14 protein-coding genes are annotated in these 14474 nt (G+C 63.7%); 8 read left to right on the forward strand and 6 right to left on the reverse strand.

Going from position 1 to position 14474, the window contains the following annotated elements; genetic code table 11:
- Positions 1 to 595: 595 nt before the first annotated feature.
- From ACIQF4_RS19655 to ACIQF4_RS19675, 5 genes are all read left to right on the forward strand, one after another.
- Complete coding sequence (locus ACIQF4_RS19655; protein ID WP_400517505.1) at positions 596 to 3103, forward strand: galactose oxidase-like domain-containing protein; 2508 nt, start codon at positions 596 to 598, stop codon at positions 3101 to 3103.
- Between the two features lie 500 nt (positions 3104 to 3603).
- Positions 3604 to 3777 carry a hypothetical protein gene (locus tag ACIQF4_RS19660; protein ID WP_400580035.1) on the forward strand — a complete coding sequence of 58 codons (174 nt, stop codon included), beginning with the start codon at positions 3604 to 3606 and terminating at the stop codon, positions 3775 to 3777.
- A gap of 128 nt (positions 3778 to 3905) precedes the next feature.
- Positions 3906 to 5186: a glycosyltransferase gene (locus tag ACIQF4_RS19665; RefSeq protein WP_400517503.1), complete on the forward strand. Its 1281-nt coding sequence runs from the start codon at positions 3906 to 3908 to the stop codon at positions 5184 to 5186.
- Positions 5183 to 6847, forward strand: coding sequence for an ArnT family glycosyltransferase (locus tag ACIQF4_RS19670; protein ID WP_400517502.1), 1665 nt, complete (start codon positions 5183 to 5185; stop codon positions 6845 to 6847). Before ACIQF4_RS19665 ends, ACIQF4_RS19670 begins: the two co-directional genes overlap by 4 nt.
- Positions 6844 to 7320, forward strand: a complete 477-nt coding sequence (locus ACIQF4_RS19675; protein ID WP_400517501.1) for a GtrA family protein — start codon at positions 6844 to 6846, stop codon at positions 7318 to 7320. The genes ACIQF4_RS19670 and ACIQF4_RS19675 overlap by 4 nt, the downstream gene beginning before the upstream one ends.
- 413 nt (positions 7321 to 7733) lie before the next feature.
- Here ACIQF4_RS19675 and ACIQF4_RS19680 read toward each other — a convergent pair whose 3' ends face one another.
- From ACIQF4_RS19680 to ACIQF4_RS19695, 4 genes are all read right to left on the reverse strand, one after another.
- A complete protein-coding gene (locus tag ACIQF4_RS19680; RefSeq protein ID WP_400517500.1) occupies positions 7734 to 9722 on the reverse strand; it encodes a hypothetical protein in 1989 nt (662 codons plus the stop codon).
- 162 nt (positions 9723 to 9884) lie between these two features.
- Positions 9885 to 10079, reverse strand: a complete 195-nt coding sequence (locus ACIQF4_RS19685) for a hypothetical protein (RefSeq protein WP_350004393.1) — start codon at positions 10077 to 10079, stop codon at positions 9885 to 9887.
- Entirely contained in the window at positions 10076 to 10312 is a 237-nt protein-coding gene (locus ACIQF4_RS19690) for a helix-turn-helix domain-containing protein (RefSeq protein WP_400517499.1), read from the reverse strand. Before ACIQF4_RS19690 ends, ACIQF4_RS19685 begins: the two co-directional genes overlap by 4 nt.
- Complete coding sequence (locus tag ACIQF4_RS19695) at positions 10312 to 10809, reverse strand: DUF2975 domain-containing protein (protein WP_400517498.1); 498 nt, start codon at positions 10807 to 10809, stop codon at positions 10312 to 10314. Before ACIQF4_RS19695 ends, ACIQF4_RS19690 begins: the two co-directional genes overlap by 1 nt.
- A gap of 170 nt (positions 10810 to 10979) precedes the next feature.
- Between ACIQF4_RS19695 and ACIQF4_RS19700 the strand changes: the two genes are divergently transcribed.
- A complete protein-coding gene (locus ACIQF4_RS19700) occupies positions 10980 to 11795 on the forward strand; it encodes an MBL fold metallo-hydrolase (protein WP_350004398.1) in 816 nt (271 codons plus the stop codon).
- Here ACIQF4_RS19700 and ACIQF4_RS19705 read toward each other — a convergent pair.
- Together ACIQF4_RS19705 and ACIQF4_RS19710 are read right to left on the reverse strand one after the other, a co-directional pair.
- Positions 11761 to 12093, reverse strand: a complete 333-nt coding sequence (locus ACIQF4_RS19705) for a three-helix bundle dimerization domain-containing protein (RefSeq protein ID WP_350004400.1) — start codon at positions 12091 to 12093, stop codon at positions 11761 to 11763. The two genes, ACIQF4_RS19700 and ACIQF4_RS19705, sit on opposite strands and share 35 nt — an antisense overlap.
- Positions 12094 to 12228: 135 nt before the next feature.
- Positions 12229 to 12966: a GAF and ANTAR domain-containing protein gene (locus ACIQF4_RS19710; protein ID WP_400517497.1), complete on the reverse strand. Its 738-nt coding sequence runs from the start codon at positions 12964 to 12966 to the stop codon at positions 12229 to 12231.
- Positions 12967 to 13106: 140 nt separating this feature from the next.
- Here ACIQF4_RS19710 and ACIQF4_RS19715 point away from each other — a divergent pair, with 140 nt between their 5' ends.
- Positions 13107 to 13244, forward strand: coding sequence for a hypothetical protein (locus tag ACIQF4_RS19715; RefSeq protein WP_191034820.1), 138 nt, complete (start codon positions 13107 to 13109; stop codon positions 13242 to 13244).
- Positions 13245 to 13345: 101 nt separating this feature from the next.
- The gene (locus ACIQF4_RS19720) at positions 13346 to 14452 is read left to right on the forward strand and encodes an alkaline phosphatase family protein (RefSeq protein ID WP_400517496.1); all 1107 of its coding nucleotides are present in this window, start codon (positions 13346 to 13348) and stop codon (positions 14450 to 14452) included.
- The last annotated feature ends 22 nt before the right edge of the window (positions 14453 to 14474 follow it).

A 14474-nucleotide genomic window follows, 5' to 3' on the forward strand; every position in this document is an offset into this window, starting at 1 on the left:
TCGGCTTCCGCAACCTCGCGAACTACACAGCCAGGAGCCTGCTCGAGGCCGGAGGTTTCAGACCCTCGCTACACCCTTGATTCCGAAGAGCCGCAAAAACAGCCATATTAAAGCAGGTTTGCTGCAAGCATAAAGCTTTCAACTATTGTTAGTGTCCGCGACTTTTTTTATTTACCTGCAATCTACTTACTTACATTCACCTGCAGGCGTCGCCCAATTTAAAAGTAATCCTGCAATTTCTTTTCGAGTACTACTTACTCGGGTTTAAGCTAATGCCGCTTTTTATAGTCGTTGTATCAAATATCCCGGCTTTCCCTCATGATCAGCCACATGCATTGATCCTGCTGAGATCCGAGACCTATAGCAGCTCATTCCGTAATTCCAGTGATTTCTGCATGTGATGGGGCAGTGAACGGCCTTCGTCCGCGTGGGACGGCGGCATCACGCTTCCTGTGACCACTGGATGACGGAGCAACGACGAAGGACTGGTGCCCGAGTGCAGCTGATCCCATTTCCACAGGATTTTTACACCGGTCGTTTGCCGGGTTCCGCCAGGCGTAAGACCAGGAGCCGCCTCCGTCCCAAGCTGCTTCGGTTGACTGCCAGCGTCCTGCTGGCCGGCCTTGTCCTGGGGGGCCTGGTCTCTGCCAGCGTCCCCACCTCGGCAGCAGAGAGTGTGGGCCCAAATCTGGTCCTCAATCCCTCCCTGGAAGCCGGTGCAGCATTTCCTGACTGCTTCCAGGCTTCCGGCTGGGGTACCCCTGGAGAGTGGAACTATTCGCCCGGGAGAACAGGGGGGCGGGCGCTCAGCGTGACCGTCAGCGGCCATACCACCGGTGACAGGAAGGCCATCCAGAAAGAGTCCGAGGCCTGCGCGCCCAAAGTGAGCCCCGGGGAAGCCTACAACTTGGGCATCTGGTACCAGTCGACGCTTCAGGTATCCATCACCACTTTCAGGCACACTGCCGGCGGCTGGACGTACTGGGGTGACCTGGGCCTGGCGCCCGCGTCCGCCGACTGGGCCGAAGCGAAGGTAACGTCACCGCCAGTCCCGGCAGGGACGGATCAGATCGCTTTTGGACTTTCCATCAGCGCCGACGGAACGCTCACCACTGACGATTACTCGCTGTTTGCAACGTCCACCACCATCCCAACGCCGCCGCCTGCCGGCGGTGAACTCGTGGTCAACGGGACCCTTGCTGCCGGCAGTCCGCTGCCAACCTGCTTCGCAGCTGCGGGCTGGGGTACACGGGACATCTCGCAGACCCTATCGCCTGACACACCCACTACTGCTCCTGCAGGGTCGCGCTCATGGTCCATCACCGTCAGCAACTACGTCAGCGGTGACGCGAAACTCCTACCCTCCGGAACGCCCGCCTGCGCCCCGGGAGTGAAAGCCGGCAGCAAGTACAACCTCTCTGTCGACTACACATCCACGTCTTCCCGCAACTCCATCACTGTTTTTGCCCATACAGCGGCAGGATGGAATTACTGGACAGACCTCGCCCAGCCCGCCGCGACCTCCACCTGGGCCCTTGCTGCGGCCACAACCCCTGCTGTTCCGGACGGAGTGGACGCCATCTCGTTCGGAATGTCCATATCGGCGAACGGCACCTTGAAAACCACCAACTACTCGCTCAAGGAGGTCGTGGCACCGCCGCCACCCCCAGCCGCGACACCCGCCAGCGCCGGGTCCTGGCAAGTGCAGGAAGCCCCGTTGCCGCTGCGTTCCATCCACTCCACCCTGCTGAGTGATGGCAGGGTGCTGCTGATCGCCGGCTCCGGAAATGAGGGCAGCGCATTTGACGCGGGCTCCTTCGTGGGCTCCGTGTGGGACCCGGCCACGAACATGTTCACCGACGTACCCGTCCCGTATGACATGTTCTGTGCCGGGCATGTGACGCTGCCTGACGGAAAGGTCCTCATTGGCGGCGGAACGCTGTCTTACCCTACGACGGGGGAGGGGCCCACAACCTTTAAGGGCTCCCGGAAAAGCTACTACTTCGACCCTGTTGACAACGCATTCCACCCCCTTGGCGATATGGCGGGCGGCCACTGGTACCCGACCATGACAAAACTCGGAAACGGCGATGTGTGGGCGGCCGGCGGCCTGGACGATAAGGCCGAAGGAACAGTCCTGACAGAGATGTTCCAATCCTCAACGCTGAGTTGGCTCCCATCGGGCAACGTTCCACAAACCTGGAGCTTCTGGGGCACGTACCCGCACATGTACCTGCTGCAGGACGGGCGGATGTTCTACTCCGGGGGCCACACTTTCGGCAACGGGCTCCCCGGGACCGGAGCGTCGCTCTACGACTGGCAGGCAGCACAAATCTGGGACGTTCCGGGCCTGCGGCAAAAGGACATGCGGGACCAAGCCGGCTCCGTGCTGCTGGGCCCGGCACAGGACCAGAAGGTCATGATTGTTGGCGGCGGAAACACCGATGCAAATACTCCAGCCATCAACCTGGTGGACATCATCGATCTGAAGCCACCGAACCCGGTGTATGTGCCGGGCCCCGACCTGCCGGGCCCAGGGAAAAGCTACGTCAACCTCCTGAACCTCCCTGACAGGACGGTGCTTGCCGCCAATGGTGCCCGGCATAACCGTTCGGACGACGTCATGACGGCGGCCATTTACCAGCCCGCAACCAATGCGTGGATGGACATCGGCGCCGATCCGGTAGGCCGCAACTACCATTCCTCAGCCATCCTCCTCCCGGATGGCAGGGTGGCGGTCTTGGGATCAAACCCGCTGGACAACTCGTACGACACCCGCATCTCCATCTACTCCCCCAAATACATGTTCAACGGGACACGGCCCGCCATCACGGCAGCGCCCACTGCCGCGACGCGTGGACAACAGATCACCCTGCAGACCACGGGCACCATCAAAGCGGCCCAACTGATGTCCCCGATGTCGGCCACACACCAAACAGACACCAACGCCCGCCTGGTGGACCTGCCGCTGACCACCAGTGGCGACACGGTCAGCGCGACGGTCCCCGCCAACCCGAATTTGCTGCCGCCAGGGCCTTACCTGCTGACCGTCCTTGACACCAATAACCTTCCAAGCATTGCGAAATGGGTGTGGATATCGTGACTGAATACCAGAACAGGAGCCCGCGCGGCCGAGCAGCTAGATGGGTGCGCAACTGCATCGTGACACTGGGCCTAACGGCTCTGCTGGCACTGTCCTACCACTCGGCAAACGGTGCAGTCGTAGGCGCTGCTTCGGGCCAAACCAGCAACCACAGCCATACCGGGGCCGAGCTGGCAGGCGCGCAGATACCTGCAGACGCGGGCGCAGGGCCCTCCGCGCCAGTCCTGCGGCCCGCCGCGAACGGCGGCAGGGTACAGCCGGGACCGGCAGATGCAGCTGATCCGGCCAACAGGCAGCAGACTTCCCTGGAATCGGCTGCGGCACGGGAGCATCCGATAGGCACGGGCTCCGCCCCGCAGGGGCCACCGCCACAGCTCCGGGAAAAGACCTTACCGTCCCAGGTGTTCAAAGGAGCAACGGCGGGCGGCGGCGGGTGCCTTAAGGCATATGGCGACGACGGCCAATGTTTGCCGGTGATTCCTCCCAGCCTCTCCCAGCATGTGCATGAGATGAAAGCGGCCAACAAGGACCCGAACGCCATGAAGCACAGCTGGTCCTGCAGCGAAGTCCGCAAATACTTCAAGGACGGGCTGGCAGTGCGCCAGGCAGGAAACGATCCCCAAAACCTGGATACAAACAGCGATGGAAAGGCCTGCGCCGCCGGAGACGGCTGAGCCATAAGCGCGAATCCCGTACTCCCGCAGGAACACAAAAAGGCCGCGACCCAGCGGCCCTACTTCAGCTCGCCCAAAAACTGGTGCCGGCACAAGGCGTCAGCCACCTGCTACTGAACAGGCTCACAATGCTTTCTGAAGTCCTCCCCGTTCTTCTCGGTGTGCTCATCACCGGCGTATCGGCCGTGCTGTTTGTTATCGCCTTATCCACGCTCTACGTCTCCACCCATGCCTGGTGGGACCCCAGAACCAAGGCGGCGACGTCTTACAGGCCGCTGCTTCCCACGCCTGGAGTCTCCTTTTCCCTCATCATGCCGTGCCGGCATGAAAGCGAAATGGTCATGCGCTCCACCCTGGACCACCTGTGCAACCAGAACCATCCAGATATCGAAGTGGTCATCTCCGTGGGCGACGACGACCCGCACACCGTAGCGGTGGCCCGGAAACTGGCCGCGGAGCGTCCAGGGCTGGTGCGTGTCAGTGTGGACGAAGGGGCCGTCAAGAACAAACCCAGGCAACTCAACACAGCCCTGGCGATGTGCCGGAAAGACGTTGTGGGGATCTTCGACGCGGAGTCGATCGCCGCCCCTGACCTGCTCCTGCACGTGGACACCTGCTTCGTTGCCCGGAACGCCGACGTCGTCCAGGGAGCAGTCCAGCTGGTCAACTACCGGGACTCCTGGTACGCCCTCCGGAATTGCCTCGAATACTTTATGTGGTTCCGCTCCCGGCTCCACGCCTACGCGAAACAGGGATTCATCCCGCTCGGCGGCAACACCGTATTCGTCAGGCGTGATGTACTCAGCTCCATAAACGGCTGGGACGGCAACTGCCTTGCGGAAGACTGCGATCTTGGGGTTCGACTCTCGGTACTGAACCGCAAAATTGTTATCGCCTACGCACCCCACTTGGTCACCAAGGAAGAAACCCCGGATTCGATCCGTGCCCTGATCAAACAGCGGACGAGGTGGTCCCTCGGCTTCATGCAGGTCATTGCCAAGCGGGACTGGCGGGCACTCCCCACCTTGAGACAGCGGAGCGTCGCATGGTGGACGCTGATGCAACAGCACTTCATGGCGTTTGCAGGACTTTGCATCCCACTGTCCATACTCACCGCGCTCTTTGGGAAATTTCCCGTCCCTGTGGCCCTGCTGACATTCGTTCCGTTGGTTCCGGCCGTTGCCGCCGTCGCTTTCGACGTCTGCATGCTGCGCGAATTCGGCCGGGACCACGGGTACAAAATCCGGATCTATGACCACGTCAGGCTCGTCTTGGGGACCCCGTTCTACCAGGTCCTGCTCGCATATTCCGCCCTTCGTGCCCTCGCTAAGTTCCGGCAGGGCGACTTCGCCTGGGAAAAGACAATGCACTCAGGGGCACATCTTGGTTACCTGGCGGCGCAGCCATGATTACCCTGCTCCAACCTGTACGTAAGCGCTGGTTCCCGCCTGCCCCTGTTACCGGTGCCGGAGGCTTCCTCCGCGCAGCCGGCCGAATGTTCCTGCGCCGTACTGTGGACCAGAAAACAGGGTTCCTTGTTGCCTTGGTTGGGGCCGTCCTCGCCTGCTGGAATATTCTCGGCGCCCCCGGATACCAGGATGATGAAGGCACCTATACGGCCCAAGCGCTGTCCTCGCTTCACGGAAGCCTGGCGCCATATACCTATTGGTACGATCACCCGCCACTGGGGTGGCTGCAGCTGGGCGCCCTGTCCTGGCTCCCCGGGCTGATCGGCCAGGGAGGCGAAGTCTACGTAGGGCAAATGCGCTATGTGGTTGCTGTGTTCTTCGTGGCCAGCACAGTATTGGTGTTCCTTATCGCGCGGCGGCTCCAGCTCCGTTTGCCGTTCGCGGTGCTGGCAGCGCTGCTCTATTGCACGTCACCGCTGTCCCTGGTGCTGGGCAGGCAGGTGTTCATCGACAACGTGGGCCTGCCTTGGCTGTTGATGGCGTTCTACCTGGTGCTGTCACCGAAATTGAAGCTGTGGGATCACGTCGGTGCAGGCGTCTGTTTCGCCGTCGCCGTGCTGTCCAAGGAAACGCTGGCCATCTTCGGACCGGCCCTGCTGTTGGCCCTTTTACACCGCCCCTATTGGGAGACGCGGTTGTTTTCGCTCGTCGGGTTCCTCTCCGTGGGAGGTTTGGTACTCGGCTTCTTCCCGCTGCTGGCAATCCTGCAAGGGGAGCTTCTAGCGGGCCCGGGCCATGTGTCCTTGCAGGACGCCCTGACGTACCAGTTCCTTTCCCGGCCGGGATCCGGCACCTTTCTGGACCCGGCCTCCGGCAGGCATGAACTCGTCATGGGCTGGGCGTACTACGACAGTCGCTTGATCCTTCTCGGCCTTGCGGCAGCCTTGGTGTGCCTGGCGTTTCGCGAGTCACGGTGGATTCCAGTGGCTTTGCTGCTGTTCGCGGCACCCGTGATGATGGGGCAGGGCTATTTGCCCGCCATGTACGTCATCGGCGCCATCCCGTTCCTGGTGCTGGCCATCGCCGTCGCCGCCGATCTCACTGGGCGCACCCTGCCACGGCTGTTCAGGCTTAAACCTTTCGGGAAAGGGCTGGCATCAAAAGCGGCACTGACGGCGCCAGGTGCGCGCCACATCGCTCTTGCCGTATCAGGTACTGCCGTGATCTTCGGGCTGGCCACGGTGGTAGTACCGCCCTGGATATCGATGAACCACAAATTGATGGTCAGCAATGACAATGCTGACTGGAACGAGGCCCTGCGATGGTCCAAGGACAACCTGCCCAAGGATGACGTGGCCCTGGTTCCCTACTCCATGTGGCATGACCTTAACGCTGACGGGCGGCATGATCCGTGGAAAGTGATAGCCCTGGAAAAAATGGATCTGGACTCCGACTTCGCTGCACGGCACCCGGAAGGGTGGCGGAGCATCGACTGGATCGTTGAAGGCCCGCCCACGAAACGCAACATCACCAACCTTGGACTGGACAACGCGGGCCGGGCCTTGGAGAACTCAAGCGTAGTTGCGTCATTTGGGGACTGGAAGGTGCGGAAAGTACTCAAAGCGCCGGTGCCGTCCACTTCCATCGAGGACCAAAAATGACCTATCTGGTTCAACTCATTCTGGGTGCCAGAATTTCCCGTTTTGCCCTGATCGGGGCATTCGGCACCGTGCTGAACATCCTCATTATGATGGCCCTGACCGCTGTTGGTATGGACTACATCAGTGCCGCAATCATCGCGGGGGAAACCACCATCATCACCAACTTCCTCCTGCAGGAGAAGCTGGCCTTTGGTGACCTGGGAAACCGGCGAAGGCCATTCCTCCACCGGTTCCTCCATGCGTTCACCTTCAATACCCTCGAGGCGATGGCCAGGGTTCCTCTCCTATGGGCGTTGGTTGAGTATGTCCACCTGCCCAGCCTGGTGGCACAGGTCGGGACGCTCTGCGCGTCGTTCTTTATCCGCTACGCCTATCACCTGAAGATCATCTACGCCCAGAAAGACAACCTCCCACCGGTCCCGGGCCACAGTCCCTCTGTTGTCATCCCGGAGCCGGGGCCGGACAGAAAGTGACGTACGGCGGCGGCCGCGTGCCGCCGTCGTACGTTGCACAACCTCACGCCACCCGAATACCCGGATCGAGACGGGTCCCATGCCCCAACCCTCTATCACTTGATGTGGGTTCAAACCCGAACCCTCTCGCAGTCGTTTTCGACGCCCATAAGTATTCCTGACACGCAAAGACGGTGACGCTACCCGCATATGGGCCGCGCCATCGTCTTTGCGCGTCGAGGGCGAGGATGCGCGTCGCCCCCAACCGGGAATTTTTGTCCAGATATGCGGAGATAAACCGCGCACAACCCTGCATATCTGGACAAAAACTCACCCTGGGGGAGCGGGAGCTGAGAAGTACGACGGCGGCCGCGCGCCGCCGTCGTGCGCTGTCCTTCGCTGCCGGGAGCCCGCCGACAGTGACCTGCCGGGCCCTAAAGCGCCGCTTCCACCGCCCCCAAAGCGTCCAGGACCGGGCGCAGGGCCGTGACCGATTCGGCAGGCAGTTGGACCTGGGTCCGCAGCGGGATGTCCGCGGGCTCGCCGGGAAGGCTCGCCGCGGCGTTGGCGGGTTCGTCCGCCGGGAAAGCGATGCGGCGTATGGCGTCGCCGTCCCGGACGGTGAGGACGGCAACCATGCTGTCCGGCAGGACTTCACCCTCGCGCTGCTGCTGGGGCACGGACGGGGCACCGTCATTGAGCAGGCCGGCGTCGGCCGCCGCCTGGAACACCCGGCCCGCCAGCTGCCGGTCCACCGCGTGGGAGGTCTCGTCATCCCCAGAGTGCTGCATCTCGTCCACCACGCTCCGCTGGGCGGCCCCGTCCCCGTGGACACCCAGCCGGTACACGTAGCGTTCCCCCGGTGCGCCGCCGCTGACCTCAAACGAGACCTCGGTGTCCTCCGCACGCTCGGGGACTGCGCCGCCGCCGGCCATGCTGCGCAACCTTTGCAGGACGGCGGTGCGCGGTTCCGGCTTCAGGTTGTCGATGTTCTTCAGCGTCATGGCGGCCTCCTCGGGGACCTCAGCCGGCTCTGATGGACCCGCGACGGGGGAGTGGCCGGAACCGTGGAATCCGGTGATCCGATTGTAGTGGCGGGCCACGGTCTCGGTGTTGTCCGCCATAACCGTGCCGGTGTTCACCGGGGTCCTGGCGGGGCAGGCGGCGTCCGCGTATTCATCGGGATGCCCCAGCATGTGCCCGAACTCGTGGGCGGCCACATCGCCGGTATCGCTGGTGTCCCACAGCCGCATGTTGGACCGGGCGGGCCCCGGCTGGACGCGCACCACGTGGTGGGCTCCTGAGCTGACCCACTGCACATCGAAGGTGACGGACTGGCGGCCGCCGTTGGGGGCCAGGCAGCTGAAGCGGTCCGACCACGTGTTGATGATGCCGTTCCGCCACGTGGTCCGCAGGGTGTTCATGGTGGCGTCGCTGATGCCGGCGTCCGGGTTCAGCTGGATCCGCACGGTGACCCGGGTTCCGGACTGGTGGTAGGCCGCCGTCCAGCTGTAGACGCACTCGCTCACCCCGAAGGACACCTCGCCCGCCGGTTCCACCTCATGGACCCAGTACTTCTGCCACACGTTGCTGTCCGTGCCGCGGACGAAGACGTGTTCATGGTTGGGCCCCATGGAGCCAAGCGCAGGCTCGGAGGCCAGGACGCCGCCGTCGTTATGCCTTCCCCAGGGGTGCCAGCTGTTGGCGTAGTACGCACGCTGCCACAGGGCGTTGTCATTCCCGCGGACGTAGACGTTGCAGACGTCCCTGTTCCGGGAGATGGTGGCGGGCCCTGCGTTGAAGCCGCCGGCCGGGGCGCCGATGTTGAACCAGCCCTTCCACCCGCCGGCCTGCGTCCAGTACTTCTGCCAGACGTTCCCGTCCGTGCCGCGCACAAAGATGTGTTCATGGTCCGGCCCCATGGACCCGAGCGCAGGCTCCGACGCCAGGACGCCGCCGTCGTTGTGCCTTCCCCAGGGGTGCCAGCTGTTGGCGTAGTAGGCGCGCTGCCACAGGGCGCCGTCGTTCCCGCGGACGTAGACGTTGCAGACGTCTTTGTTCCGCGAAATGGTGGCGGGCCCGTTGCTGAAGCCGCCGGCGGGGGCGCCGATGTTGAACCAGCCGCTCCACCCGCCCGACCGTGTCCAGTATTTCTGCCAGACGTTCCCGTCCGTTCCGCGCACAAAAACGTGCTCATGGTCCGGGCCCATCGATCCCAGCGCGGGCTCCGAAGCCAGGACGCCGCCGTCGTTGTGCCGGCCCCAGGGGTGCCAGCTGTTGGAGAACCAGGCGCGCTGCCACAGTGCGTTGTCATTCCCGCGGACGTAGATGTTGCAGACGTCCTTGTTGCGGGAGATGGTGGCCGGGCCACCGTTGAACCCGCCCGCAGGCCCACCCAGATTGAACCAGCCGCTCCATCCCATGTCTGCGCTCCACTCCCTCGAAAGCTGTACCGGCAGACCCAGTGGACCCCGCTGCGCGTTACTGAGGCGTTACCGTCGCCGTTTGCTTCCATGCCGGGAAGGGAACGCGTACGACGGCGGCCGCGCGCCGCCGCTCGTGCGTGGGCTTCCCTCTGCGCCCGCTCACCCCAGTCGTTTTCGACGGGCATGGACGTTCCCGACGCGCCGGTCCCTGCTTTCAGCCCTGACGTGGAAGGTGACGGCGGCAGCCGCGAGCAACACTCCGATGCCCTGGAGACCGGGGGAATCATCGGCTCCGCCGAGGACGAAGATGGCCGCTCCGAACGCCATGCCGAGGACCGTCACCAGCCACCTCACGGGTTTTCGGTCCCTTCGTCCTCACCGGCGTCGTCGACCCACTCGAGAAGGTCGCCTACCTGGCAGTCCAGCACCCGGCACATGGCGTCCAAGGTACTGAAGCGGACCGCTTTGGCCCGGCCGTTCTTCAACACCGCCACATTGGCAGGGGTAATCCCCACCCGCTCGGCGAACTCCCCAACGCTCATCTTGCGCTTGGCCAGTTCAACATCGATCCGCACCACGATCGCCATCAGATCACCCCGTCCATATCGGCTCGCAGTGACGTTGCCTGCCGCAACAGGTCCCGCATCACCACAATCAGCAGGACCAGCACCGCGCCGATCAGCGTGATACCGACAAGCAGTGCAGGGGTCCCGGGGTCACGCAGCTCCGGGGTGAAGTAGATGTAGGCGATGATTGAGCCGGCCATAACCCCCAGCAGCAGCCACGCCACCACGAAGGCCCACACGATCACGTCCACCCAGCGCAGTGAAGCCGTGGTGAAGATCCGGTCGCGCTGGACCAGGGTCAGCAGCCGCCAGATGCAGACAATGACAACCTGCAGGCACAGGGCTTCCAACTCGGCGAACAGCAGCAAAGGCCAACTCCAAGGGTCCATCCCCGGCCCGTCCCCGGTCTCGAAGAGAAATTCGCCGGGAAAGGACATCACTTGGGCAACCAGCAATCCGAGGAACACCAGTACCAGGAGGACCCGAAGGGGCAGGACCAATCGACTTACGATAGACATGCACTAATGGTTCAGGTCTTTCTATCGAAAGTCAATTGCTTTCTGGCCCGCATGACACCAGCCGCGTGCCGCCGTCGTGCCCGGCCGCATCCCGGGATATCCAAGGCCCCGTGGGTACAATCGACGCCTAGACGAACGAACACTGCTTTTGCCGGAGGTACGGAGAAACAATGCGGGAATGGCTCGAAGTCGGCGCGGACAACTATGTGCTGGTCACCGAAGGATCGCTGCTCAACACCGGGCTGATTGTCGGCTCCGAACGGGCCATGGTGATCGACACCGGCTGCGGCCCCCGGCAGGCCCGGGAAATCCTGGACGCGGTCCGGGAGAAAACCCAGCTGCCGCTGGTGGTGGTGAACACCCACGCCCATTACGACCACTTCTTTGGGAACGCCGTGTTCGCGGAAGCCGGCGTCACCGAATTCTGGGCGCACCAGAACTGCGCCACCGAAATCGATGAGCGCGGGGATCTGCAGCGCCGGTTCGTGGGGACGCTGGAACCGGAAATGTCCACCGGCGAGGGCGCGAATGTGGAACTCGTGGTGCCCAACGCCGTGGTGGGGGACCAGCCCGTCCTGGTTAATCTCGGCGGGCTGACCGCCACCCTGTTCTACCTGGGCCGGGGCCACACCGACGGTGACCTCCTGGTGGGCACCCCCACCACCTTGTTCGTGGGCGATCTCGTGGAGCAGGGCGCGCACCCTTCCTTCGAGGACTCCTACCCGGAAGAGTGGGCGGACGCGCTCCGGCACATCTCAGCGCTGCGCCACCGCTACGAGTTCCTGGTTCCCGGGCACGGCAAGCCGTGCAGCGACCAGTTCGTCCGGACCATGGCGGACACCATGACCACCGCGGTCCGCCAGGCCCGCCAGTCCATCCGGGACACCCCGAACGATGCCACCAAGGCCATCCCGGTGCTGCCCTACGGGCCGGAGCAGTCCCGCTGGTTCATCAAGCGGCTCCAGGAGACCCGCCGGGAGCACTAACGGCGTTGGCCAGCTGCATGGGCCTGGCAGGGGCAGGCTGCGCGGGGCTGGCAGGGGCGGGTTGCGCGGCGCTGGCAGGTTGCGGAGGCCCGGCGGGCTGCGGGTGCCGTCCGGAAAGCCGGAGTTTCGCGGCCCTCTCAACCAGGATGGGGATGTAGTCCCGCACGCGGCCGTGAGCGAACAGGCTATGTTCGTGGGCAACCATGTCCTCGATGACGGAGCGCTCCACCGCCGGGAAACGCTCGGCGAGCCGGTCCACCACGGCCGCCACCGCCTGGGCTTCAGATTTCTTTGCCACTGCCGCTCCTGCCTGAAGAGCGGGGCAAGGACCACCTGGACGATTCTGAGCCGGTCTGCATCCTTGAATCATCACCACCGCGCGTGGTTGGGGGAAGGGTAACGCTGGAAGTCTGCGGAAATCCGCAGGGCGCCCTCAATCATCGAAGTGCGTCTGCACATCCCGGCTGCCAGACACGCGCCCCACCACTTCCTCGGCGACCGCAGCCAGTTTCACGTTGCGGTTGCTGGAAACCTTCATCAGGATCTTGAAGGCCTCATCCTGCGTGCACCGGTTTTGCCCCATGATGATGCCCGTGGCCAGGTCGATGACTGTCCGCTTTTCCATGGCCGCCCGCAGGTCGCTGGTGAGCTCGTCCTTGGACGCCATCCTCACCGCCAAAGCCGTGGCCTGGCCTGCTGCTTCAGCCAACGATGTGGCCCTGGCGACCATCGGTTCCGTAATGGGGCCGGCGGGGGAGGCAAAGAAGTTCAGTGCCGCCGCCGCGTTTTCTCCGGGATCCAGCGGGACACCCAGGCAGCTGCCGCATCCGGCCGCAGCCAGGGCGGTGCAGTACGTGGGCCAGCGGGTATCGGTGGAGACATCCTCCAGCAGCACCGGCCTGCCGATCCTCAGGGCCTCGGTACACGGACCGCCGCCAACAGCCTGCTCGATCTCGTCCAGGCGAACGGCCAGCTCGCTGCTGCCTGCAATGGTGACCGGGCGTTTTTGCCTGAGGAGGGTGACAGCACACTCGACGTTTGCCCCCGCCGCTTCCGTCATTACCTCGGAGGCGAGGCCGGTCAGGCCGTTCAGGAAGCTTCTAAGATCCCCAACCTTGGACAGGAGGCCCTGGAATTGATCGTAATCGCTCTGAACCTGGTGGAACGCCATGGGTACACCATAGGGACGGGGAACGGTGGAAGCAATGAACCCTGCTCCCTCCGCCGGACCGCGCATCCCAGTGGTGGGGTTTAGTAAATCGAGTAGGCATTACCCGGGTGCCGGCGGCCAAGGCTGCATAGGTTCGATGCATGGCAGAAGTAGTCAACCGCAAGCACGGGCGCCGCAGGATGCCCACCGAAACCAAGCGCGGCATCCAGCCGTACGTGATCCTCAACGTTGTCCTGGTGATCGGCCTGGTCATCGCAGCCTTCGCCCTCGCAGGGTAGGCGGAACGGGGCTTTGTGCCCATGCTGTTGCCAGCGCCGCAGTGGCAGGATGACTCCCAGGTGGACGGTACTGAGTCCGTCCTCCCCGGAGGCAGGAATTGATGGCGGCTGACAATCCCCGGAAACGGCCCCGCAATGGCGGGCGCGGCGTTTCCTTTGCGCTGGCCTGCATCGCGGCGGTTGTCCTTGCAGGGTGCCAGGCCGCGCCAGGCCCGGCGCCCGGCCCGGCGTCCTCCGGCGGCGCGGACGGAAAACTGGGGCACGTGTTTGTGATCAACCTTGAGAACAAGTCGTACGCCAAGGTGTGGGGCGCCGACTCGCCGGCGCCGTACCTCTCCAAGACCCTGCGGGCCCAGGGCGTGCTGCTGACGGAGTACTACGCGATCGGGCACGCATCGCTGCCCAACTACATTGCGCAGCTCTCCGGGCAGGGCCCCAACCCCGTGACCAGCTGCGACTGCCACACGTACGAGGCCTTCACCGTCACCGGGACGGCCGTACCGGGCCAGGTGACGGGCAGCGGCTGCGTCTACCCCGATTCGGTGCCCACCCTGGCTGGCCAGCTCAGCGCGGCGGGGAAGTCCTGGAAGGGCTACATGGAGGACATGGGGACACCGTGCCGGCACCCGGAAGTCGGCGCGAAGGACACCAACCAGAACGCCAGCGCCGATGGCCAGTACGCCACCAGGCACAACCCGTTTGTGTACTTCTCGGCCATCACGTCCTCGCCCGAATGCCAGGACAACGTGGTGGATTTCAGCAACCTGGACGCCGACCTCACGTCTTTGGACACTACTCCCAACCTGTCCTACATCAGCCCCAACCTGTGCAACGACGGCCATGACGACCCGTGCCATGACGGCTCGAAGGGCGGACTGCCCAGGGCCGATGCATGGCTGAAGAAGCACGTCCCGGACATCCTGGCCTCCGCGGCGTTCAAGAAGGACGGGATCCTGGTCATCACCTTCGACGAGGCCAAAGGCAAGGAAAGCGCCGCTTCCTCGCTGCCCGGAGGAGCCGGGGGCGGCCGCGTGGGGGCACTGGTCCTGTCCCCGCACATCAAAGGCGGCACAGCATCACAGAGGGCCTACAACCACTACAGCCTGCTGGGAAGCATCGAGGACATCTTCGGGCTGCCCTACCTCGGCTACGCCGCCGCGCCGGGGCTGAATCGCTTCAGCAACGATGTCTACACCAACCGTTCCTGACTGCCCGGCACCAAAGGCGGCC

This window comes from Pseudarthrobacter sp. NPDC092202 (assembly GCF_044755505.1).
Taxonomy (GTDB): domain Bacteria; phylum Actinomycetota; class Actinomycetes; order Actinomycetales; family Micrococcaceae; genus Arthrobacter.

What these genes read in the sequence shown, in the direction of transcription:
- ACIQF4_RS19700 (WP_350004398.1), top strand. Translation starts at nt 10,980, where the DNA reads ATGCGGGAATGGCTCGAAGTCGGCGCGGACAACTATGTGCTGGTCACC.
- ACIQF4_RS19710 (WP_400517497.1), bottom strand. Translation starts at nt 12,966, where the DNA reads ATGGCGTTCCACCAGGTTCAGAGCGATTACGATCAATTCCAGGGCCTC.
- ACIQF4_RS19690 (WP_400517499.1), bottom strand. Translation starts at nt 10,312, where the DNA reads ATGGCGATCGTGGTGCGGATCGATGTTGAACTGGCCAAGCGCAAGATG.
- ACIQF4_RS19680 (WP_400517500.1), bottom strand. Translation starts at nt 9,722, where the DNA reads ATGGGATGGAGCGGCTGGTTCAATCTGGGTGGGCCTGCGGGCGGGTTC.
- ACIQF4_RS19675 (WP_400517501.1), top strand. Translation starts at nt 6,844, where the DNA reads ATGACCTATCTGGTTCAACTCATTCTGGGTGCCAGAATTTCCCGTTTT.
- ACIQF4_RS19695 (WP_400517498.1), bottom strand. Translation starts at nt 10,809, where the DNA reads ATGTCTATCGTAAGTCGATTGGTCCTGCCCCTTCGGGTCCTCCTGGTA.
- ACIQF4_RS19670 (WP_400517502.1), top strand. Translation starts at nt 5,183, where the DNA reads ATGATTACCCTGCTCCAACCTGTACGTAAGCGCTGGTTCCCGCCTGCC.
- ACIQF4_RS19715 (WP_191034820.1), top strand. Translation starts at nt 13,107, where the DNA reads ATGGCAGAAGTAGTCAACCGCAAGCACGGGCGCCGCAGGATGCCCACC.
- ACIQF4_RS19720 (WP_400517496.1), top strand. Translation starts at nt 13,346, where the DNA reads ATGGCGGCTGACAATCCCCGGAAACGGCCCCGCAATGGCGGGCGCGGC.
- ACIQF4_RS19665 (WP_400517503.1), top strand. Translation starts at nt 3,906, where the DNA reads ATGCTTTCTGAAGTCCTCCCCGTTCTTCTCGGTGTGCTCATCACCGGC.